This window comes from Microbacterium sp. TPD7012, assembly GCF_003075395.1.
Lineage (GTDB): Bacteria > Actinomycetota > Actinomycetes > Actinomycetales > Microbacteriaceae > Microbacterium.
This window is the reverse complement of the sequence record NZ_QDFV01000002.1, coordinates 94,917-117,742: the sequence shown is the minus strand read 5'-3', so window position 1 is coordinate 117,742 and position 22,826 is coordinate 94,917. Positions and strand designations below refer to the sequence as shown.

15 protein-coding genes are annotated in these 22,826 nt (G+C 70.3%); 4 read left to right on the top strand and 11 right to left on the bottom strand.

Annotated features, from left to right (window positions below):
• Nucleotides 1–5: 5 nt before the first annotated feature.
• The 3 genes from DC434_RS04585 to DC434_RS04575 form a co-directional block, all read right to left on the bottom strand.
• Nucleotides 6–6,044 carry an Ig-like domain-containing protein gene (locus tag DC434_RS04585; RefSeq protein WP_243408806.1) on the bottom strand — a complete coding sequence of 2,013 codons (6,039 nt, stop codon included), beginning with the start codon at nucleotides 6,042–6,044 and terminating at the stop codon, nucleotides 6–8.
• A 149-nt stretch (nucleotides 6,045–6,193) separates the two neighbouring features.
• Entirely contained in the window at nucleotides 6,194–6,763 is a 570-nt protein-coding gene (locus DC434_RS04580) for a DNA-3-methyladenine glycosylase I (RefSeq protein WP_116634127.1), read from the bottom strand.
• A 28-nt stretch (nucleotides 6,764–6,791) separates the two neighbouring features.
• On the bottom strand, nucleotides 6,792–7,838 hold the full coding sequence (locus tag DC434_RS04575; RefSeq protein ID WP_116634126.1) for an NAD(P)-dependent alcohol dehydrogenase: 1,047 nt from the start codon (nucleotides 7,836–7,838) through the stop codon (nucleotides 6,792–6,794).
• Nucleotides 7,839–7,927: 89 nt separating this feature from the next.
• On the opposite strand from DC434_RS04575, the gene DC434_RS04570 reads away from it, so the two are divergent.
• Entirely contained in the window at nucleotides 7,928–8,881 is a 954-nt protein-coding gene (locus DC434_RS04570) for a hypothetical protein (RefSeq protein ID WP_116634125.1), read from the top strand.
• Nucleotides 8,882–8,893: 12 nt separating this feature from the next.
• On the opposite strand, the gene DC434_RS04565 is transcribed toward DC434_RS04570, so the two are convergent.
• The 3 genes from DC434_RS04565 to DC434_RS04555 all read right to left on the bottom strand — a co-directional run bounded on the left by DC434_RS04565 (nucleotide 8,894) and on the right by DC434_RS04555 (nucleotide 14,199).
• A complete protein-coding gene (locus tag DC434_RS04565) occupies nucleotides 8,894–10,978 on the bottom strand; it encodes an acyl-CoA dehydrogenase (RefSeq protein WP_116634124.1) in 2,085 nt (694 codons plus the stop codon).
• 156 nt (nucleotides 10,979–11,134) lie between these two features.
• Nucleotides 11,135–12,904 carry a glycoside hydrolase family 3 N-terminal domain-containing protein gene (locus DC434_RS04560; RefSeq protein WP_116634123.1) on the bottom strand — a complete coding sequence of 590 codons (1,770 nt, stop codon included), beginning with the start codon at nucleotides 12,902–12,904 and terminating at the stop codon, nucleotides 11,135–11,137.
• A complete protein-coding gene (locus DC434_RS04555; RefSeq protein ID WP_116634122.1) occupies nucleotides 12,901–14,199 on the bottom strand; it encodes an MFS transporter in 1,299 nt (432 codons plus the stop codon). The genes DC434_RS04560 and DC434_RS04555 overlap by 4 nt, the downstream gene beginning before the upstream one ends.
• A 131-nt stretch (nucleotides 14,200–14,330) precedes the next feature.
• Between DC434_RS04555 and DC434_RS04550 the strand changes: the two genes are divergently transcribed.
• Nucleotides 14,331–15,605: a TetR/AcrR family transcriptional regulator gene (locus DC434_RS04550; protein WP_116634121.1), complete on the top strand. Its 1,275-nt coding sequence runs from the start codon at nucleotides 14,331–14,333 to the stop codon at nucleotides 15,603–15,605.
• 12 nt (nucleotides 15,606–15,617) lie between these two features.
• On the opposite strand, the gene recQ is transcribed toward DC434_RS04550, so the two are convergent.
• Nucleotides 15,618–17,678, bottom strand: a complete 2,061-nt coding sequence (gene recQ / locus DC434_RS04545) for a DNA helicase RecQ (RefSeq protein ID WP_116634120.1) — start codon at nucleotides 17,676–17,678, stop codon at nucleotides 15,618–15,620.
• An 89-nt stretch (nucleotides 17,679–17,767) separates the two neighbouring features.
• On the opposite strand from recQ, the gene DC434_RS04540 reads away from it, so the two are divergent.
• Nucleotides 17,768–18,100 (top strand): GNAT family N-acetyltransferase, encoded by a 333-nt coding sequence (locus tag DC434_RS04540; protein WP_116634119.1) that lies wholly within the window; start codon nucleotides 17,768–17,770, stop codon nucleotides 18,098–18,100.
• Nucleotides 18,097–19,032, top strand: coding sequence for a pirin family protein (locus DC434_RS04535; protein WP_116634118.1), 936 nt, complete (start codon nucleotides 18,097–18,099; stop codon nucleotides 19,030–19,032). Before DC434_RS04540 ends, DC434_RS04535 begins: the two co-directional genes overlap by 4 nt.
• Nucleotides 19,033–19,073: 41 nt before the next feature.
• Here the strand turns inward: DC434_RS04535 and DC434_RS04530 are convergent, their stop codons facing one another.
• The 4 genes from DC434_RS04530 to DC434_RS04515 are packed head-to-tail and all read right to left on the bottom strand — an operon-like array spanning nucleotide 19,074 to nucleotide 22,808.
• A complete protein-coding gene (locus DC434_RS04530; RefSeq protein WP_116634117.1) occupies nucleotides 19,074–20,531 on the bottom strand; it encodes a cation acetate symporter in 1,458 nt (485 codons plus the stop codon).
• Nucleotides 20,528–20,902, bottom strand: coding sequence for a heavy metal transporter (locus tag DC434_RS04525; RefSeq protein ID WP_116634116.1), 375 nt, complete (start codon nucleotides 20,900–20,902; stop codon nucleotides 20,528–20,530). Before DC434_RS04525 ends, DC434_RS04530 begins: the two co-directional genes overlap by 4 nt.
• On the bottom strand, nucleotides 20,899–21,618 hold the full coding sequence (locus DC434_RS04520) for a LytTR family DNA-binding domain-containing protein (RefSeq protein WP_116634115.1): 720 nt from the start codon (nucleotides 21,616–21,618) through the stop codon (nucleotides 20,899–20,901). The genes DC434_RS04525 and DC434_RS04520 overlap by 4 nt, the downstream gene beginning before the upstream one ends.
• Nucleotides 21,615–22,808, bottom strand: a complete 1,194-nt coding sequence (locus DC434_RS04515) for a histidine kinase (protein WP_116634114.1) — start codon at nucleotides 22,806–22,808, stop codon at nucleotides 21,615–21,617. The genes DC434_RS04520 and DC434_RS04515 overlap by 4 nt, the downstream gene beginning before the upstream one ends.
• Nucleotides 22,809–22,826 lie beyond the last annotated feature (18 nt).

The window sequence follows — 22,826 nt, the reverse complement described above, 5'->3', positions numbered from 1 at the left end:
GGGCACTACCAGGCCCGGCGTTCGTAGTCGGTTCCGCCGATGGTGACCCAGACGTCGGTGCGGCCGCCGTAGCCGTGGTAGCAGCCGAGGTCGAATGTCCCGTTGGCGGGAACGGACACCGATCTGTAGGTGGAGAAGGACCTGGTCACTCCGCTGTTGCAGGTCACCGTGTAGGTGCCTGCCGGGAAGTCCTTGGTGGTGACCCGGAACGTCGCGCAGGTGCCGTCGTTGCAGTTCGCGTTGCTGACAGGTGTTCCGCGCGTCACCCACGCCCGCGGCGGCGGCGGATCACTCGTGCGCGCGGATGCCGAGGCGACCGGCGACCAGGTCCCGTTCGAGTCCTGCGCTCGGACGTCGATGCTGTGGTTCTGCTGGTACCCGTTGCCCACCGTGCGGGAGCCGCTGGCCCCGACATCCTGCCAGCCGCCGCCGTCGATCCGGATCTGCGTGGTCTGGATCGGACGACCGTTGTAGGAGCGGTCGGAGTTCCAGCTGACCTCGACGCTCGTGCCGAGGTTCCTGGCGTTGGCCGCCGGAGCCTGGGGTGGGCCGAACGGGGTCTGCGCGACGCCGTTGGATGCCGCGCCGACGTACTGCACGCCGTCGACGTTCGCGACGCCGCGCACCTCGACCGTGTAGGACGTGCCGTTGTTCAGCCCGCCGATCCTGTTGTTCCCCGGCATCCCGGCCCAGCCGCCGCCGTTGAGCCGGTACTGGTAGCTCACCTCGGTCGTCTTGGCGCCGTTGCGGTTGCCCGCCGACCACACGACGTCCACGAACCCGTCGCCCGCGTTGACCGCACTGATGGACGGGGCGGACGGGGCGATGACGCCGCGTCGTGGCGCCGACATCGCGCTCCACTCGCCCCAGCCGGCCTTGTTGTGGCCGCGGATGCGGTAGGTGTAGCCGTTCTCCGAGGTCGGGACCACGACCGCCTGGCTGAAGGATCCCGGACTGGGCGTCAGCGTCCTCTGCAGACTGGACCCCTCCCAGACCTCGAGCTGCAGCGCATCGATCGCGTCGCCGTTCGCCGGCACCGTCCCCCAGTTGACCTGCATCTGCGCCTGGTTGCCCACGGGCTGCAGTTCCGCCGTCGTCGGCGCACCGGCCGCCAGCGGGGGCCCGGCGGGCACCTCGGATGCCGACCATGCGCTCCAGCTGGAGGGATCGGGCGCGCGGTTGTGCGCCTGCACGCGCACCTGGTAGTTGCCGCCGTTCTCCAGGCCCTCCCACGTGAGCGAGTTGCCGGTCACCTCTTTCTGGGTGATGCCGGACGGCGGGGCGGGCGAGATCTGCAGCGTGTACCGCTCGACGGGCGAACCCGGTGTCGTCGGCGTGGTCCAGGAGACCTGGAGCGACTTGTCGCCGAACTTCAGGGTCGGGGGGTTGGGCGTGTCGGGACGCGCGTCCGGGCGGGCGACGGCCGACGAGCCGGACGGCTCGGACTCGCCCACGCGGTTCGTCGCGGTGACCTGGAAGACGTACTCGACGTTGTTCGTGAGCCCGTCCAGGGTGCAGGTCGTCGACTGGCACTCCTTCGAGTACGAGCCGCCCTGCACCGACTTCACCGTGTACTTGGTGATCTCGGCCCCGTTGTTCGACGGAGCGCCGTACGTCACCACCACGGTGCGGTCCTGCACGCTCGTCACGGTCGGCGCGCCCGGCGCGTTCGGGACGCCCTGCACCGTGAGCACGACCTGGCCTGTCGCCTGACGATCGGCATCCTCCGTCGCATCCTGGATCGTGTAGCGCACCACCATGGTGCCGACGAAGTCCTTCGACGGCGTCGCGACGACGTCGTCTCCCTTGATGCTCACCTGACCGGAGCCGGTCTCGACGTTCGCCGTCAGCAGCTTGAGCGGCGTCTCCGGGAAGGGGTTGAAGTCGTTCGCGAGCACCGGAACGGTGACGCTCTTGCCCTGATCGGCTTCGGCGACGGTGTCGGTGTTGGCGGCGGGCATCGCGCGGTTCGAAGCGGTGACCTGCACGAGGACGGAGCCCTCGACGGGTTCGGTCTCACCGTCGCTGACGCGCAGCGTCAGCGTGGTCGCCGTGCCCTTCTTCGCGTTCGACGATGCCTCGACGAGCAGCTTGTCGCCGTCGATCTTCGCGGTGATCCCCTTGCCCTCGCCGCCGACGAGCGTGTACTTGTGCTTGCCCTTATCCTCGGGATCGGGGTCGACCGTGAGCGCGGCGAGGTCGAGGACGCTCGCCTTCTCGCCGGGGGCCACGTTCATCTGACCGCCCACGAACTTCGGCGGCTGGTTGTCGGGTGGGAGCACGTTGATCGGGATGCTGAGCGTGGCCTTGCGGCCCTCGGGGTCGTCAGGTCCCGTGCCGTCGGTGACCTCGAACGTCAGCGAATCCTGACCGAAGTATCCGGGCGCCGAGGTGTACACCAGTGTGCGCTCGTCCTTCACGAGGTCGGAGCCGTCGGCCTTGAGAGCGCTGACCTTCGCGTGCTCGGTGATGACGACGTCGCCGCCACCGGCCACGGTGACGTACTTGTCGAGCGGCACGTCCTTGGTCTCGCCGCTCTTCACCTCGAGCGGCTTGGTCGAGGTCAGCGTCGGGCGCAGGCCGTCCTGCGACGGGACGAAGATGAACGCCGAGGACTGCAGCTCGTCCTGATCCGTGAGCGTGTACCGGATCAGCTGCAGCTCGTCGGTGACGGTGACACGCACCTTGCCGTTCTCCAGCACCGTCGCGCCGGGACCGACGTCGAGCGCGAGGCGCTCGGTCGTGCCGTCGGGATCCTCGTCGTTGTCGAGGATGTCGAGGTCGGCGGTGAGACCGCCGTCTTCGAGGTCGACGGGACGCAGCCGGTCGTCTCTCGCCACCGGTGCCTGCAGCGGCACGTTCTCATCGACCGTGACCTGCAGCACGGCCGTCGCGGTCGCGCCGCGCGCGTCGCTGACCGTGTACTGCAGAGACGACTCGAGTGCGCGGTCGGGCGCCTGCACGAGCACGCGGTCTCCGGAGACGCGGGCCTCCAGCTCGCCGGGGATCTCGAGCCCGTCCTTCACGAGCGAGATCTTGTCGCCCTCGGGGTCGGAGTCGTTGAGCATGACGGGCACGGCGATCTCACGACCGGGACGCACCACGACGGCATCCTTCACCGCATACGGCGCCTGGTTGACCTCTTCGGCCGGGGCGATGCCCACGCGGATCGTGGCGGTGCCCTCCTTGCCGAGACGGTCGCGCACCCGGTACTTGAAGACGTCGACACCCGTCGCTCCGTCGAGCGCCTCGTAGGTGAAGTAGTCCTGCGCGACCTCGGTGATGCGCCCCTTCGTCGGATTCGACGCGATGTCCAGGAGCTCGACCGAGTCGCCGTCGGCGTCGATCCCGTCGAGCGGCACGGCGATGTTGGTCTCGGTGCCCGCGAGCGTGCGGGCCACGAGATCGCGCGGCCGCGGTGCCGCGTTCGTCTCCTCGTCGATCGGCAGGATCTGCACGGTCACGTACCCGGCGGCCTTCTGCTGGCGGGAGTCCACGGCCTCGTAGGTCAGGTAGACGGTCTTGGCGACGTCGCCGGCCTTGAACCGCACCTCGTCCTGCGACACGAAGGCCTCGCCGTCCTCCGGGTCGACGAAGGGCTCGATGAGCTCGGGGGCGAGGTGCAGCGCGTCGTCGCTCGGATGCGTGTCGTTGTCGAGCACCGGGATCGTCACCACATCGCCGGCGCGGACGTACACCGAGTCGGGGTTGGCGACCGGCTGCAGGATCTCCTCGGGCGCCGGGATCGGCACCACGACGACCTCGCCCTCGGCGGACTGCTCGCCGTTGGAGATCCGATACGCGATGCGGACCTGCTCGTCGAGGGTGCCCTGGTCGGTGATGCGGAGAGTCTCGTGGTTGAGCACCGACACCGAGACGCCGGTGCCGGGCTCGACCGAGACGGACTGCACGACGAGGATGCCGCCGGACGGGTCGGTGTCGTTGTTGAGCACGCCGATGAGCGCGTCGCCGCCGGTGGGCAGCAGCGCCACATCGCGCACGGCGACCGGCGGCAGGGTCACCTCGGCGGCCTCGGTCACGTCGATGCGGACGAGTCCCTCGCCGTTCTCCGGGCCGGCGGTCGCGAGGTACTGCACGTAGTACACGCCGACGGTCGGCGCGGTGAAGCTGAAGGTGTTGTTGGTGATGTCGGGCAGCACGGTGGCACCCGGGACCTCGTCGACGCGGCCGAGACGCAGGCGCTCCCGACCGGAGCTGGTGTCGTTCGCCAGCGGAGCGACCGTGATCTGCTCGCCGACACGCGTGACCACGTGGTCGGCGTTCGTCTTCGGCTTGGTGGTGCCCTGCGGTCGCACATCGAGGGTGACCGTGGCCGTGGCGTACTCGCCGAAGCCGTCGGCAACCGTGACCTGGATGTCCTTGCGGCCCTGCAGGCTGGCCGTCGCCTTGTAGGTCAACTGGCCGTCGGTGCTGAAATCGACCTCGTCACCGGGGGCCGCGACGACGTCCTTGAGGTAGATGTCGTCGCCGTCGGGGTCGATCCAGTCCGGGAGGATGTTGTACGACACCGTGCCGCCGGTCTCGACCGTGAGCGAGGTCTTGCGCTTGGGCGTAGGTGCGCCGTTCGTGCCCTCGTCGTGCACCGACAGCGTGACCGTCGCGGTGTCCTTGCCGCCGCGGCCGTCGTCGACCTCGTACTGGAAGGTGGACGTGCCCGAAGCGTCTTCGGCGACGGCGATCTGCAGCGAGGCGCCGTTGTAGATCGGCTGGACGGTGCCGATCGACGGCTGCTCCTGTGCCATCGCGGCGACCAGGACGTCGCCGTCCGGATCGTTGTCGTTGTCGATCACCGGGAGCAGCGCCGAGGCGCCGGGCCGCACGCCGAACGAGTCATCCTCGGCGATCGGCACGGTGTTGATCTCGCTGCGCTCCGGGAGCGTGGTCTCGACCGTCTCCTCTGTCGAGTCGTCCTCGTTCTCGGTCTCGCCCTCGGGCGGGGTGAGGTCGTTCCAGTTGTCGACGCGCTGGAGGCTCTCGTTGGCCAGCCACGCCGCGCCGCCGACGGCGTCGTTCAGGATGATCACGTCGCGGTTCACACGGAAGACGAGGCTCTTCGACTCCTGCGCCTCTTCGATCGTGGCCGAGACGTCGTTCGCCGACCCTGCGCACTCGCGCACGAACGCGCCGGTGCCTCCCCAGGCGCCGTAGGTGCAGCCCTGCAGCCACACGGGAGCCGCCGGGGAGCCCTTGCCGCCGGCATCCGTCGTCGTCACCTCGGAGCCGTCGAGCGGAACGCGCACCAGCGCGGATGCCGTCGCGACCGCGACCGCATCCGTCTCGGCCGAGGCCTGCTGGATCACGGCGCCGTCGGCGTCGGGGATCTCGGTGCGGAATCCGCCGGGTGTCAGCACCGCACCGGATGCCGTCTCCAGGACCACCGGGGTTCGACCGACGGCGGTGATGGTCACCGGCTTCGACGCATCGAGCTCGCCGACCGAGGCGGTGGACGACTCGAGGGGCTCGCCCTCGTTGTCGACGGGGACCGTGACGACCTCGCCGTTCGCGCTCGACAGGGCGAAGACCGTGCCGTCTTCGGCGACGACGACGTCCGCGCCCTCGCCGAGCTCTGCGACCGGGTCGGCGGCCTCGATCTCGAACGAGGCGATGCCCTTGACCGGAACGACCCACAGGTCGCCGGACTTCTTGTCGAGGATGGCGGCGGTCTGAAGGCCCATCGCCACCTTGGCGGAGCTCGGGATTCCGGCGGAGTCCCCCAGCGAGACCCGAGCCGGGTCGACCGCCGTGACGGTCGAGGCTCCCTCGTCGACCACGAGCACGTTCGCGGCGTCCTGGACGATGTCGTAGTCCTCGCCGGCGGTGCGCAGACCTCCGTCGAGGACGGTCGACTCGTGGTTGAAGTGCCCGACGAGCAGGCCCGACGTCTTGGTGATCCAGACGCCGCCGTCGTTCAGATCGACCTTGGTGGTCGGAAAGCCCTCATACGTGAGCGCCATCGTCGTGATGGCGATCACGCCGACGGTGACACCGGCGGCAGACGCCAGCATCTTCGGCCGCGCCCTCATCCACGACAACGCCTTCATACCCGGTTCCCCCCAGGGTCGACACACTTCGACACTTCCGTGCAGGGCACGACAGCCCCACAACGCACCCGTTCATCCTAACCGCGCGCCGGAACATCGTTCGATGGGCTGATCTGCCCATCCTGCAGGCGTCAGGCGCGCCAGCAGCCTGCCAGGTGATCGTCGACCATTCCCGCCGACTGCATGAGCGCGTACATGGTCGTGGGGCCGACGAACCGGAACCCCCGGCGGCGCAGCTCCTTGCTCAACGCGGTCGACTCCGGCGTGACGGCCGGGACGTCGGCCATCGTCGCCGGACGGACCCCGGATGCCGGCGGCGCGAACGACCACATCAGCTCGTCGAGCTCGCCGTCGGCCATGCCGCGGACGATCCGCGCATTGCCGATCGTGGCCTCGATCTTCGCCCGGTTGCGGATGATCCCGGCATCCGTCATCAGCCGCTCCACGTCGGACTCCCCGAACTCCGCGACGACCTCGGGCTCGAAACCGGCGAACACCTCGCGGAATCGCGGTCTCTTGCGCAGGATCGTGATCCACGAGAGACCGGCCTGGAACCCCTCCAGCGCCATCTTCTCGAACAGGGCCCGGTCGCCGTGCAGCGCCGTGCCCCATTCCTCGTCGTGATAGCGCCGGTACTCGTCGTCGTCGCCGACCCACGCGCAGCGGGCGCGGGAGTCGGGGCCCGCGAGGAGGGAGGTCATGCGGCGAGGCTACCCGCGACGACCGACATCACTCGCTGAACGTCGCGGCGTCGATCACGAACCGGTAGCGGACGTCGGACGCCAGCACCCGCTCGTAGGCGGCGTTGATCTCGGATGCCGGGATCACCTCGATCTCCGCGGCGATGCCGTGCGCGGCGCAGAAGTCGAGCATCTCCTGGGTCTCGGCGATGCCGCCGATGTTCGATCCCGCCAGCGAGCGCCGACCGCCGATCAGCGACATGACCTGCACGGGCAGCGGTTCCGCCGGCGCGCCGACGCACACCATGGTGCCGCCGACGTCGAGCAGGCTCAGGTACGAGCGCATGTCGATCACGGCGCTCACCGTGTTGAGGATGACATCGAAGGAGCTGCGCAGCTCGCGGAAGGTCTGCCGATCGCTCGTCGCCCGGTAGTCGTCGGCGCCGAGCCGGAGGCCGTCGTCCTTCTTGCTCAGCGTCTGCGAGAGCACGGTCACCTCGGCGCCGAGGGCGTGCGCGATCTGCACCCCCATGTGGCCGAGTCCGCCGAGCCCCACCACCGCGACACGGGTGCCGGGGCCGACGTTCCAGTGCTTCAGCGGCGAGTACGTCGTGATGCCCGCGCACAGCAGGGGTGCTGCCACGTCGAGCGCCAACCCGTCGGGGATGCGGAGCACGAACGACTCCGTCACGACGACCTGCTCGGAGTAGCCGCCCTGGGTGACGGTGCCGTCGCGGTCGGTCGCGCCGTACGTGAAGATCGCGCCCTCGGTGCAGAACTGCTCGTCGCCGCGCAGGCAGTTGCGGCATTCTCCGCACGAGTTCACCAGGCAGCCCACGCCGACCCGGTCGCCCACGGCGTGCTTCGTCACCTCGGCGCCGACGGCCGCGACGGTGCCGGTGATCTCGTGTCCGGGGGCGAGCGGGTACTGCTGCGGCCCCCAGTCGCCCTGCACGGTGTGGATGTCGGAGTGGCAGATGCCGGCGAACGCGATGTCGATCAGCACATCGTGCGGGCCGAGCTCACGGCGCTCGATGACGGTCTTCTCGAGCGGGGCGGCTTCGCTGGGGGCGGCGTAGGCGTGGACGCGGGTCATGCGGGCTCCTCGGGTGTGCGGTCCTTCGAGACTACCCACCGCACGCGGAGTCGATACGGTGGACCGAGACTCCGGAGGGGGAAGTCATCATGCGCGGATCCCGCACGCTCGCTCGTCTGATCACCGTCGTCATCGCGGTGATCGTCACACCGGTCGCCGTGGGGCTGCTCTCCAGCGGCGGCACGTCATGGCTCATGACCTACTTCCAGTACGGCGGCGCCCGCGACGGCTTCGGCTCGCTGATGATGCCGACGCTCCTTCAGGCGCTCGGCATCCTGCTCCTGATCGCCGTGGTGCTGACCGGCATCTGGAGCTCGGCTGGCCTGATCGCCGCGGGGGTGATGGCGGTCGTGCCGCTCCTGCTCGCGCTCCTGCCGGCGCTGCTGCTGGAGTCGTATCGGATGCTGGGGCCGATCCTCCCGCGCGAGTGGCTCGACGGCCTCACCTACGGCATCCCGCTGGTCCTGCTCCCGGCGCTCGGAGCGATGGGCATCGTGCTCGCGATCGTGCGCCACTGCCCCCAGCGGACCGCGACCGGTCTCTCGATCATCGGCCTCGTGGCCGCGCCGGTCCTCCTCGCGGCGGGGATCTGGCTGCTGTCGTGGGGCATCGCCCGCGGTCAGTTCACCGCGCTCCAGCAGTTCCGGTTCGACTTCCTGCCGGATGCCGCTGCCGCCGTGCTGCTCGGGACGCTGCTCTCCGTCGCCGGGGTGTTCGCCACGCGGTGGTCGACGTTCGCGCTGGTGCTGCCGGCAGCGGTCCTGCTGCTGCTCGGTCTGCTCGTGCTCGTCCCCGACGCGGTCTTCATGATGGTCGGGCGGATCCCGATGGTCGGCCGAACGCTTCCTCAGCTGCTGATCCTCGGAGTGGGGACGGCGGTCGCGCTGGTCTATCTCGCCTTCACCGCGGTGCTGCTGCGCGTCCGGAAGCAGGCGATGTCGACGGCGGCGGGAACGGGCGAGTCGCCGTTCCCGGCCGCCGGCTATCCGCCCGTTCCTGCGCCGCCGTACCCACCGCAGTACCCGCCGGCCGCGGGCATCTGACGCCCGGCGCGATCAGCGCTGCTTGAGGTCGCCCAGCGGCTCTCGCTTGACCTTCTTCTCGCGCACCGGAGCCTGGCCCGACGCCTCGAGGTCGGCGTAGTACGCGCGCGCCTCGTCCTGACGCTGCTTCTCGATGCCGCTCGCGATGGGCGCACGCACGTGCTCGGGCTCGTACCCGAACGCATCGACGAGGTCGAGGGCGTAGGGGCGCAGTCGCGCGCACAGGCGGTCGATGTAGCTCGATACGGCGGCGGCGCGCTGGGTCGACAGGCGGCCGTTGATCAGGTGCCAGGCGAGGTGCTTCTCGATCAGCTGCAGGCCGAAGAGGTCGCGCAGCCAGGTGAGCACCTTCTTGGTGTCGGCATCCTCGATCTCGTGCACGGCGTCGGTGAAGGCCTCCCACTGGAGCAGCTCTCCGTGCGCGCGGGCCGCCTCGATGAGCTCGGCCTGGTTCTCGTTGAAGAGGCGGGCGCCGAGCGCCTTGTCCTTCGCGCCGGGACGCAGCCGGCTCGCGATGTCCGCCACCATCTGCTGCACGCGGCCGGCGAGCAGATCGTGCTGCTGCTCCTCGCGGAGGCCGCGCTCGACCGACCGCGACACCTGGCCGAAGTCGGACACGGCCTGACCGAGCTGACGGAGGCCTGCGCCGTGGAAGACCTTGCCGGCGGTCATGCCGACGGCGAACTTCGCCAGCGCCGCGGCATCCTTGCCCTTGAACTGCTGGGCGTAGTCGGTGAGCAGACGCTTGCCGACCAGCTGCAACAGGACGTTGTTGTCACCCTCGAAGGTGACGTAAATGTCGAGGTCGGCGCGGAGTCCGACGAGGCGGTTCTCGAACATGAAGCCCGCGCCGCCGCAGGCCTCGCGCGCCTCCTGCAGGGTGTCGAGCGCGTGCCAGGTCGACAGCGGCTTGAGGGCCGCCGCGAGCGTCTCGAGGTCTTCGCGGTCGGCCGGGGTGTCGATGCGACCCGAGAAGACGCCGTCGAACTTCTGCAGGAACTCGTCGTGCGCGAAGATCTGCGCGTACGTGGTGGCGAGACGCGGAAGCAGCCGGCGCTGGTGCTTGCCGTAGTCGAGCAGCACGACCTCCTGCCCGTCGGCGCCGTCGAACTGGCGGCGCTGGGTCGCGTAGGTGATCGCGATCTTCAGTGCGAGGGCGGATGCCCAGTTGGCCGCGCCGTCGAGCGAGACCCGCCCCTGCACGAGGGTGCCGAGCATCGTGAAGAAACGGCGACCGGGGCTGTCGATCGCGCTCGAGTAGGTGCCGTCGGCGGCGACGTCGCCGTAGCGGTTCAGCAGATTGGTGCGCGGGATGCGGACCTGGTCGAACGAGAGCCGGCCGTTGTCGATGCCGTTGAGCCCGCCCTTGAGGCCGTCGTCCTCACGGCCGATGCCGGGAAGATCGTCGCCGTCCTCGCCGCGCAGCGGCACGTAGAAGCAGTGCACGCCGTGATTGACGCCGTTCGTGATGAGTTGCGCGAACACGGTCGCCGCGATGCCGTGCAGTGCGGCGTTGCCGAGGTACTCCTTCGTCGCCGCGCGGAACGGCGTGTGGATGACGAACTCCTCGGTCGCAGGATCGTACGTCGCGGTCGTGCCGACGGCCGCGACATCGGAGCCATGGCCGATCTCGGTCATCGCGAAGGCCCCGGGGATCGACAGGTCCATGACGCCGGGCAGCCACTTCTCGTGGTGCTCCTTCGTGCCGAGCTGCAGGATCGCCGACCCGAACAGCCCCCACTGGACGCCCGACTTGATCTGCAGGCTCGGGTCGGCGACCACGAGCTCCTCGAACCCGGCGATGTTGGCGCCGTTGTTCTCCTCGCCGCCGAGCGACTTCGGGAAGGCCCGGTGCACGGCCTTGTTCTCGACCAGCAGGTGCAGCTGGCTGAGGACGCGCTCGCGGTGCTCGTCCTTGCCGAGCTCGTCCTTTCGCCAGAAGGCGGAGTCCTTGATCATCTCGCGCGCCTCGCGGCGCGTGTCTGCCCAGGTGCCCATCAGCGCGTCATTGACGGCGGCGACATCGATCTGCGGGGTGTGCGCCGCATCCTGCGGCTCGGCGGGTGTCGTCGAAGGACGGACGGCGGCGTCGACCATGGCATTCCTCCAGGGAGAAGTAGGGATGCTCCCATGGTAGGTCTGCGACAAATCTCCGTGAAGTCGACTGTACCGATCCTCTAACGAAGCGCCGGGACGCCGGGTCCGCGGATTGTCGGCTCCGGACAGGAACCGGCAATCCGCGGAAGCCTCGCGTCAGAGCGCGAGGCCGTGCCCGAAGCGGAACAGCGGATCGGCGGTGTCGAACGGCACGTCGGGACGCGAGGCCTCGACGGCTGCCATCGACCGCGGGAGATCGAAGGGGAGCTTCCCCCGCGCGGCGACGGCACCGCTCAGCACGTCGAGGAGAGCTGCTGCCGAAGCGCCCCAGTTCACGGTGACCGCCGCGACGGCATCCGTGATCGGGGTGAGGACGGGCGGGCGGTCGGCGAGCACATCGACCACCGTCGGAACGACGGATGCGACCTCGCGTACGTGGGCGACCGCGTCGTCGGCGAAGTCGAGCGACCCGGCGTGGAAGAAGTTCTCGAACATCGTCTCCCGCTCCTCGAACGGGGCCTGCAGGCGGATGATCGCGAGATCGGCCTCGGCCGGCGTCGCGACGACCTCGCCGAAGGATGCCGCGACCTCGGCGGCGATCCCCTCGACGTACAGCTTCAGACCTCGCGCGAACGGCAGGGCCCCGTCGTTGGTGAGCACCGTGATCGACGCGCGCTGCGCTTCTTCTCCTGCGGCGCGGAAGTCGGCGCGGCCGACGACCTCATCGGCGGCATCCTCGTCGACGAAGGGATTCTCGAAGAGCCCCAGCTCGAACTTCTCCCGGAGGATCCGCCGGGCGGAGACGTCGATCCGTTCCTCGGTGATCTCGCCGTCGGCGACGAGCTCGAGCAGCAGCTCGGGGTTCGCCTCTCCGCCGAACTGGTCGGCTCCGGCATCCAGCACCTTCTTCATCCGCTGACGCGGTGTCAGATCCTCGACGCCCCACGCGCGGGCGGGGAACGGCTGGCCGAAGATCTCGGAGTCGCTGATCAGCCCCCAGTCGGTGCAGACGAGACCGTCGAAGCCGTAGCGCTCGCGCAGGAGTCCGGTGATGATCGACTTGTTGAAGCCGAAGCCGACCTCCTCATACTCGGTGCCGACCGGCATCCCGTAGTACGGCATCATCTGGCGGGTGCCGGCGGCGAGCGCGTCTTCGAACGGCTTCAGGTGCAGCTCGAACTCCCCGCCGGGGTAGACCTGCTCGCGGCCGTACGGGAAGTGCGGGTCCTCGCCGTCCTTCTGCGGTCCGCCTCCGGGGAAGTGCTTCGTCATGGTCGAGACCGAGCCAGGCCCGAAGGCCTCCCCCTGGAACCCGCGGATGTAGGCGGCGCCGAGCCTGCCCGACAGCTCGGCATCCTCTCCGAACGTCGCCGTCTGGCGTGCCCAGCGCGGCTCGGTCGCGAGGTCGACCTGCGGGTGCAGCGCGACGCGCAGTCCGACCGCCGTGTACTCCTGGCGGGCGATGTCGGCGAACCGCTCGACCAGCGCCTCGTCGCCGATCGCCGCGAGACCGAGGGTCTCGGGCCACTGCGAGAAGGGCCCGGCGAGGATCGAGGCGCCGGGGTTCTCGCTGAACGAGTGGCGCGGATCGGTCGACAGCGTCACAGGGATGCCGAGGCGGGTGGATGCCGCGAGCCGCTGCAGCGCGTTCTGCCAGGCCGCGATCTCCCGGCCGGTGGGCGCGGCGCCGAGCAGGTTGAAGTGCGTCATCTGCTTCGTCTCGAGGAACTCGCGCGCAGAGGGCGTCGCGAAGACGGGGTTCGGCTCCTCGAGATCGCCGATCGCGATCATCGTGTGGAAGAAGAGTCCCGCCTTCTCCTCGATGGTCATCTCGTCGAGAAGCAGCTGCACCCTCTCGTCGACCGGCAGGTCGGCATCGAGCCAGGGGCGGACGGTGGTCGTGGTGGTGGTGCCCGAGATGGTCACTTGACTCCCTTGATGCGGTAGACGAGAACGGCGCCGGCCAGCGCGACGAGCGCGCCGAACAGGTACCAGGTGGTGTATCCGCCGAGCGGCGTGGCCGCGCCCAGCGCGATGATGCCGGGAGCGATGGCTGGGGCGATCGACTGCGGCAGGGCGTTGGCGATGTTCAGCACGCCGAGGTCCTTCGCCACGTCGTCGGGGTTCGGGAGGACCTCGGTCGCGAGAGCGAGGTCGACGGAGAGGAACGAACCCGCGCCGAGACCGATGATCGCCTGCGCCACGATCACGGTCGTGATGTCGGGGGCGACGGCGAGGATGACGAGGCCGACGACCATGATGAGTCCGGCGACGGCGACGAACGGGCGACGCTTGCCGATCTTGTCGGAGAGGAACCCGCCCAGCGGCGAGGAGATCGCCATCGCGGCCATCGAGGCGAGGTTCGCGGCGAGGATGATGCCGACCGCGCCCTGCTCGTCGAGGCCGAACTTGGTCACGAGGTACAGCGGCAGGAAGGTGGCGATGCCGGCGTAGCCGAACATGACGAAGAACTTGGTGAGCCAGGTCCAGCCGAAGTCCGGGTGCTTGCGCGGGTTGAAGACGAACGACCCGAAGAAGGTGCCGACGGTGAAGCGGTCGGCGGGCTTCTCGGCGAGGCGGCGGTCCTTGAGCAGCAGGACGAAGACGATCACGAGGACGAGGGCGATCGCGCCGGGCACGAAGAACCGCTCGAAGTCGCCCGGAAGGAAGTTCACGAGGAAGCTGCCCGCGAGGATGCCGATCGGCGTGGTGATGCCGATGATGCCCGAGACCTTGCCGCGGCTCGAGACCGGGACCTGGTCGGGCAGTGTGGCGTTGGCGGCGGCGAGGACCGCGTTCATCGAGGCCTGCACCAGGCACCAGGCGATCAGCACCACGAGCACGGAGCTCGCGACGCCGATCAGGGCGAAACCGCCGAGTCCGACGATCGCGCCGCCGAGGATCCACGGGCGGCGCATGCCCCAGCGCGAGGTCGTGCGGTCGGAGAGTCGGCCGACGAGAGGGTTCGCGATGAGCGCGAAGGCCGCGCCGACGCCCATGACGAGGCCGAGGCTCCCCTCGGTGTTGGTCGGGTCGATGTGCTGGATCTTGAACGCCATCGACACCATCACCGGGGTGAGGAGGGCGAGGTAGACGCCGAAGTTCACGGCGGCGAGGCCGGGCGTGTAGCCGCGCGGCGTCTTCGGCGGGGTGGTCCCGGGCGCCTTGAAGCCGGTGGTGCCGACCGCGGCCGCGTTCGCGGCGGATGACAGCTCTGTCATGACAGTCCTTTCGATGCGCCGCACGTCTTCGGGCGAGGCGGCTCTGGGAAGAAGATACACCAATCTCGACCGTTTGGTAAGTGAATGTCGACCGGTCGGTAATGAGGGAGGATGGTGGTGGAGAGGAAGCGATGACGATCACGACGCCCCGGGGCTCACGGCACGCGCGCGCCGCGGAGACGCGGCAGCGGATCATCGCCGCCGCCCGCGAGCTCTTCATCGGCCACGGCTACCGCTCCACGTCGCTGCGCGACATCGCGGCGGCGGCATCCGTCAGCCATCCCGGCCTGCTCGGGCACTTCTCCTCCAAAGACGCGCTGCTCGTGGAGGTCGTCGGCGAGTTCGAGGCCGAGAACGAGGACGTGTTCAGCACGATCGCCGCGGCATCCGAACCCGGCGAGCTGATCTTCGCCCGGCTCGCCGAGCGGAACTCCCGGACCGAGGGATACCTCGAGCTCTTCGCCGCTCTCACGGGCGAGGCGTCCTCACCCGGACACCCCGCCCACGAGCGGATGCGCGAGCGCTACGCGCGGCTGCGCGAACTCAGCCGTGACGTGCTGGCCGACGCGCAGCATCTCGGCGCCATCGACCCGGAACGCGACGTCGACGGCGAGGTCACGCGCCACACCGCCGGCTGGGACGGCCTGCAGCTTCTGGCGCAGTACCTGCCCGACCAGGTCGACGTCGTCGAGATGCTCGAGGAGCGCGAGGCGCTGTGGGTGCTGCCGACCGGATGGCGCGATCCCGACGACGGAGAACCTTCACCCGAGGCGTCGGGTCCGCTGCCTGCTCCGTTCGGCGTCAAGCCGGCCGACGTCGATCCGGGTTACGCGGTGGGACGACGGCGACGGACGCAGATCGTCGCCGACGCCATGCGCCTCTTCTCGCACGACGGCTACGGCGACACCAGCCTGCGCGACATCGCCGAAGCCGTCGGGGTCTCGAAGTCGACCCTGCTGCACCACTACCCCTCGAAGGAGCTGCTGCTGAGCGCGGTGCTCGCCGAACGCGACAGCGCCATCCGGGAGAGGGGCGTCATCCGCACCTCGGATCGCGCCGGCGACCTGCTCCGCGGCATCGCAGACGGCGCCCGCGTGAACGCGCTCGAGGAGCCGGGCCTGATCCAGGTCTACGCCGTGCTCTCCTGCGAGGCGGTGCCGGCGTCGCATCCGGCCCACGACTACTTCACCGAGCGCTTCTCGAGCGCGATCGCCTACTTCACCGAGCTGTTCCGACTGGCCCAGCTCGACGGCGATCTTCCCTCGCACCGCGACCCCGCGCGCGAGGCGATCTGGCTCATCGCGATGTGGGACGGCCTGCAGTATCAATGGCTCTACGATCGGGACGCCGTCGACGTCGCCGCGCACCTGCGCGCGCACATGGACGATGTGCTGCCGGTGCGCTGACCGAGGTGCCGGTCAGGCGGCGGCGATGACCGCGAGCACGCCCTCGCCGTAGGCCTCGCGCTTCTTCGCGCCGATACCCGTGATGCCGTCGAGATCGCCGAGGGATGCCGGGCGATGCTCGGCCAGAGCGCGCAGCGTCGCATCGCCGAACACGATGTACGCGGGCACGCCCTGCTCGCGGGCGGTCTCGGCGCGCCAGGCCCGCAGGGCCTCGAACAAGCCGCGGTCACCGGCATCCAGAGCATCGGCGGCGCTGGCCTTGCGGGCACGGGTCTGTGACGTCGGGCGCCCGATCGTGTCCTTGCGCAGCGGCACGGGCGTCTCGCCGCGGAGCACGGCGGCCGCCGCCTCGCCTGGAGCGAGCGTGCCGTAGTCGCCCTGTGCGACGAGGATGCCGCGGGCGAGCAGCTGCCGCACGACGCTGCGCCAGTCCTGGTCGGAGAGGTCGGCGCCGATGCCGTAGGTCGCGAGCTTGTCGTGCCCCTGCTGACGGATGCGCTCGGTCGAGGCTCCGCGCAGGATGTCGACGAGGTGTCCGGCGCCGAACGCCTGGTTGCGCTCGCGCTTCAGCCGCACGATCGTCGAGAGCAGCTTCTGCGCCGGGACGAGACCGTCGAACGTCTCGGTGTCGTCGAGGCAGGTGTCGCAGTTGCCGCACGGCTGCGACTCCTGGCCGAAGTACCCGAGCAGATTCTGGCGACGGCACTCGACCGTCTCGCAGAGCGCGAGCATCGCGTCGAGGTGCTGCCCGAGCCGCATCTTGAAGGTGCGGTCGCCCGGGCTCTGGTCGATCATGCGGCGCTGCTGCACGACGTCGCCGAGGCCGTACGCCATCCAGGCCACCGACGGCTCGCCGTCGCGGCCGGCACGACCGGTCTCCTGGTAGTACCCCTCGACGGACTTCGGCAGGTCGATGTGCGCGACGAAGCGCACGTCGGGCTTGTCGATGCCCATGCCGAACGCGATGGTCGCGACCATGACCACGCCGTCTTCCCGGAGGAAGCGCGACTGGTTCGCGGCGCGCACCTCGGCCGGGAGACCCGCGTGGTACGGCAGCGCGTCGAGCCCCTGGGCGGCCAGGTAGGTCGCGGTCTGCTCGACCGACTTGCGGCTGAGCGCGTAGACGATGCCGGCGGGCGGGGTCCCTGCGTCTGTCGAAGGGGTCTGCGAGCGGATGAACGCGACGAGCTGCTTGCGCGGATCGACCTTCGGCACGATCCGGTACTGGATGTTCGGGCGGTCGAAGCTGGCGACGAAGTGCTTCGCCGTGTCGAGGCGGAGCCGCTCGGTGAGCTCCTTGTGCGTCGCCGCGGTCGCCGTGGCGGTGAGCGCCATGCGCGGCACACCGGGGAACCGCTCGCCGAGGTCACCCAGGGCGAGGTAGTCGGGGCGGAAGTCGTGCCCCCACTGCGACACGCAGTGCGCCTCGTCGATCGCGATGACGCTGAGCGTGCCACGCTGCAGCAGCGCCGTGGTCTGCGCGCTCGACAGGCGCTCGGGCGCGACGTAGATGAGGTCGAGCTCTCCGGCCACGTAGGCCCGCTCGACCTCACGCCGCTCGTCGATGGCCTGGGTGGAGTTCAGATACGCGGCCTTGACGCCGTTGGCGCGCAGCGCGTCGACCTGGTCGTGCATGAGCGCGATGAGCGGGCTGATGACGAGACCCGTGCCCTCGCGCACGAGCGCCGGCACCTGGTAGGTGATGCTCTTGCCGCCACCGGTCGGCATCAGCACGACCGCGTCGCCGCCCGCGATCACCTGCTCGACGATGGCCGCCTGATCGCCGCGGAACTCGTCGTAGCCGAAGACGGTGTGCAGCGCCTCGCGCGCGGTCGGGTACCTGCTCGGCGTCGCCTTGCGGACGGCCGGGGCGACCTTGGTGACCGGCCCGGGACCCCAGTCGAGCGGCGGTTCGAAGCCCGCGCCCTGCGGCTCCCAGTCCATCGGCTCGGGCGGAGCGGACGACTCCCAGCCGTCGTCGTAGGGCTCGTCGCCATATCCCCCGACAGGGACAGGCCCTTCGACAGGCTCAGGGACCCAACCTTCGTACGGGTCACGGGGAGTCTGCGGCATCCCTCCAGCGTAACGATCCCCGCCGACGTCGACGGCGCCTGTCCACAGATCCGGGCGTAGGTTGGATGCAGACGCATGAAGGAGCCCCCATGACCGACATCACCGTCACCCGCAACGACGAGGAATCGCGCTACGAGATCCGCTCGGGCGACGTGCTCGCGGGCTTCGCCGCGTTCGATCTGCGCCCCGGCTCCATCCGCTTCCTCCATACCGAGATCGACGACGAGTTCCAGGGTCAGGGTCTCGCGGGGAAGCTCGCTTCGGCGGCGCTGACGGATGCCGCGGGTCGCGGCGAGGCGATCGTGCCGCTGTGCCCCTACATCGCGAAGTACCTCGAGACGCATGAGATCGAGGGCGCCGAGATCCGCTGGCCCCGCCCTTCGACAAGCTCAGGGACCCAGAGGGCTCAGGGGTCCGAATGATCGGGCAGCGCCGCCTCGTCCTGGAACCGCGCGAGGTTCCGCTCGGCGGGGTGCGCGGCATGAGCGTGCTGCGCGCGCTTCCGCATCGCAACCTGCCCACGATCGGCGCCTGGTGCTTCCTCGACCGGTTCGGCCCCGCCGACACGAGGATGCGGGTGGAGCCGCATCCGCACATCGGCCTGCAGACCGTGACCTGGCCGCTCGTCGGCGAGATCCGGCACCGCGACTCGCTCGGCAGCGACGCCGACCTGCGCCGCGGCCAGCTGAACCTGATGACGGCCGGGAACGGCATCTCGCACTCCGAGTACTCGATCGGCGACGACCCGATCCCCCTCGACGCCCTGCAGTTCTGGGTCGTGCTGCCGGAGTCCACCCGCCACGGCGCTGCCGGATTCGAGCGGCACACCGAGTTGCCGGGCGTGGCCCTCACGGCGGATGCCGGAGCCGACGCCACCGCGACGGTCGTGCTCGGCGAGTTCGCCGGCGTCCGCTCGCCGGCGACCGTGCACACCCCGATCGTCGGCACCGAGATCGTGCTCGCCCCCGGCTCCCGCGTCCGCCTGCCGCTCCGCCCCGACTGGGAGCACGCGCTCATGCTCGTCGAGGGCGATGTTGTCGTGTCCGAGCATCCGATGGAGCGCAATGATCTGCTCTACCTCGGCGACTCCCGCGATGAGGTGGAGGTGTCATCGACCGAGGGCTCCCTGCTGTTCCTGCTCGGCGGCGAGCCGTTCGAGGACGACATCGTGATGTGGTGGAACTTCGCCGGCCGCACGCACGACGAGATCGTCGCGGCCCGCGAGGCGTGGGAGGCGGAGTCATCCCCCGACGCCGCGACGCCGCGGTTCGGTGCGGTGGATGGTCACGATGTGCGCATCCCCGCCCCGCCGCTGCCCGACGTGCGGCTGATGCCGCGCGGCCGCCGGATCTGACGGCGCCGTTCGTCTCACTCCGCTCGCCCAGGAACCGGGGCTCAGCCGGGCTCCGGCGTGTGCACCCGCGCGAGGAAGCGCTCGGTGCGCGGCGACGGCCCGCGCGGGTCGAGGAGCGACACCACGACCGTGACCACGGCAGCGAGCGGGATCGTCCACGCCGCCGGCTGCGCCAGATACGGGGCAGCCGCTCCGACTCCCCCGATCACGGCATGCACCAGCAGCGCGAGCCCCGCCGCGACCCCGCCCGACAGCATCCCCGCCACCGCGCCGCGGGCGGTGAGCCCGCGCCACCACACCCCGAGCAGCACGACCGGCGACAGCGTCGACGCGGCCACGACGAACACCACCCCGACGCTCGACCCGAGGCCCGCGGGGGCGGTGAGCAGCGCCACCACGAGCGGCACGACCGCGCACAGCACGGCGGACAGCCGGAACGAGCGCACCGAGCCGGAGAACACGTCCTGGCTGATCACGCCGGCGAGCGACACCACGAGCCCCGCCGATGTCGCCAGGAACGCAGCGAACGCGCCCGCCACGATGAGCGCGGTGAGCAGTTCGCCGAACACCCCGGGGAAGACGCGCGAGGGCAGCAGCAGCACGACCGTGTCGGCGATGCCGGGCACGGCGAGGTCGGGGGCGGCGATGCGCGCCAGCAGACCCATGGTGCTCGACACCGCATAGAAGGCGCTCACCATGGCGATCACGATGACGGTCGTGCGCCGGGCCGACACCCCCGTCGGACTCGTGTAGAACCGCACGAGCACGTGCGGGAGCCCCATGGTCCCCAGCAGCAGGGCGAGCAGGAGGGATGCCGTCTCGTACGCGTCGAACCCCGACGGCCCCGCCTCGGCGGGGAAGACGAGCGCCGGATCGAAGTCGTGCGGTCCGCCGCTCAGCGCGAAGGCGATGCACACGACCGGGACCAGCAGCGCCGTGAGCTTGAGCCAGTACTGGAACGCCTGCACGTAGGTGATCGCGCGCATGCCGCCGGCGGCCACCGCGGCGGCCACCAGCACCGCGACGGTCACGGCGCCCACCCATTCCGGCACACCGGCGACCACGAGCAGGGTGATCCCCGCGCCGTGCAGCTGCGGCACGATGTAGAGCCACCCGATGATGAGCACCGCGATGCTGGTGACCCGCCGCGCGGCGCCCGAGTCCAGCCGCGCCTCGATGAAGTCGGGGATCGTGTACGCGCCGCTGCGGCGGAGCGGAGCCGCGACGAACGCCAGCACGAGCAGATACCCGGCCGCGTAGCCGATCGGGAACCAGAATCCCCTCGCACCGTCGAGCAGCACGAGCCCCGACAGGCCGAGGAAGGTGCCGGCCGACAGGTACTCCCCGCTGATCGCGGAGGCGTTCCAGACCGGCCGAACCGTGCGGGAGGCGACGAAGAAGTCTCCGGTGGTGCGCGAGATCCGCAGTCCGTACACGCCGATGAGCAGCGTCGCGACGATGACCAGCGCGACGCCGACGAGGTCGAGGACCGCGTTCACTCGCGGTCCCGAAGCGCCCGATAGCGCCGCTCGTTGCGGGCGGCGGTGCGCACGTAGAGCACCGCGAACACGAGGATGATCGGGTAGAACGCGTAGGCCTGCAGCAGCCACGACAGCGGCAGCCCCCAGATGAGGACCCGGCCGATCTCGGGGATCAGCGCGATCGCCAGAGTCAGCGCGACCACCACGAGCACGAAGCCGGCAACGGTGCCGAGCGCGAGGCGGAGCTGGCTGCGCATGAGGGCCCTGGCGTACACGGCATCCGCTTCGTCCACCGGTGAACCGGGCAGGGCGATGCCGCGGGTCGAGGTGGACGGCCGCCGTGCGGGGAGGTCGGCCGTCACCCGCACGCGCTTCGGGATCTCGCTCATCCGATTCCCTCGCCACGCACCAGGGCTTCGCGCACGGCCGGCACGAGGCGCCGGCTCACGGGCAGCGACAGCTCGCCGATCGACACCGCGGGGTCCGAACCGGACAGGCGCGCCTCGGTCACCGCCGCGGTGCGGACCAGCGATGAGCGATGGATGCGGAGGAATCCGGCATCCGCCCACCGCACCTCCAGCTCCGAGATCGGGATGCGCACGAGATGTCCGGCGCCGTCGCCGGTGTGCAGCCGCGAGTAGTCGCCCTGCGCCTGCACCCAGCGCACGTCGCTCCGGCGCACGAAGCGCACCGCCGAGCCGACCGTGACCGGCAGCATCTCGTCGTCACCCGGTCGCGCCGTGTCGGCCAGTTCGATGACGCGATCGATCGCCTGTCGCAGCCGCTCGGCGCGGACCGGCTTGAGCAGATAGTCCGCCGCGCGCAGCTCGAAGGCCTCGACGGCGCGGGCATCGTCTGCCGTGACGAACACGACGGCCGGCGGCTGGGCGAGGGCGAGCAGCGCCCGCGCGAGCTCGGTGCCGGTCAGCCCGGGCATGTGGATGTCGAGGAAGGCGATCCGCACGGCCCGCTCGGAGAGCTGCCGCAGAGCATCCGCCCCGCTGCTCGCGGTGAGGATCTCGCCGATCCGATCGTCGGTGCGCAGCAGGTGGACGAGCTCGTCCAGCGCGGGCCTCTCGTCGTCGGCGACCAGCACGTCGATCATGGGCTCACCTGGTCGCGCAGCGGATCGTGCAGCGGCTGGGATTTCGGGACCCGCATGCGCACCAGGGTACCGGCGCCGGTGTTGGTCTCGACGACCAGTCCGCCCTCGGCGCCGTAGAGCTGGCGCAGGCGGGTGTCGACGTTGCGGAGTCCCACGTGCAGGCCGTCGTCACCGGCGGTGAGCGTGGTGCGCAGCCCCTCCGGATCCATCCCCACACCGTCGTCCTCGACCGCGATCTCGGTGTGCGTGCCGTCGTCGCGGGACAGGATGCGGATCTCGCCGCCTCCTTCCCCCGGCTCCAGCCCGTGCCGCACGGCGTTCTCGACGAGCGGCTGCACCGACAGGAACGGGATGACCGTGGCCAGGGTCTCCGGCGCGATCTGCAGGGTGACCCGCAGCCGGTCGCCGAAGCGCGCGCGTTCGAGCTCGAGATACGAGTGGATGCTGCCGAGCTCCTCGGCGAGCGTGGTGAACTCGCCCTGCCGGCGGAACGAGTAGCGGGTGAAGTCGGCGAACTCGAGCACCAGCTCCCTGGCGCGGGCGGGGTCGGTGAGGACGAACGACGCGATGGCGGTGAGGGCGTTGTAGATGAAGTGCGGGGAGATCTGCGCGCGCAGCGACCGCAGCTCGGCCTCAGCCAGCTGCGTGCGCGAGGCGTCGAGGCCGCCGAGCTCGACCTGCGCCGCGCACCAGTCCGCGACCTCCTCCGCCGCGCGCACGAGCGCCGCGCGCGCCGGAGCCGCGAACGCCACGACGACGCCGATCACGCGGCCGTCGACGAGGATCGGCGCGCCGACGGCCTCGAGATCATCGTCGGGGCCGGGCGACGGGAAGACCTGCCGACGGCCCGACTCCTCGACCTGCCTCGCGATGCGGAGCGCCGCCGACTCCAGCCCGTCGGACGGGCCGTCGAACGACACGGTGCCGTCGGCGCTCACGATCGCGACGGCCGCGCTGCCGAGCAGCACGCGCAGATGCCGCGCCGCCTTCACGACGTCGGGCGCCGACAGCCCGGCACGCAGGTGCGGGGCGGCGAGGCTCGCATGGTGCAGGGCGTTGAGCGCCGCCTGCTCGGCGTCGCTGCCGAGGTCGGCCGCCCCGCGCGCGAGGCGACGAGCGAGCAGCAGCAGCACCGTCAGGACGATCCCGCCGAGCACGCCCAGCACAGCGGCGAGAACGACGTCGGTCATGCGTTCAGCCTAGGGACG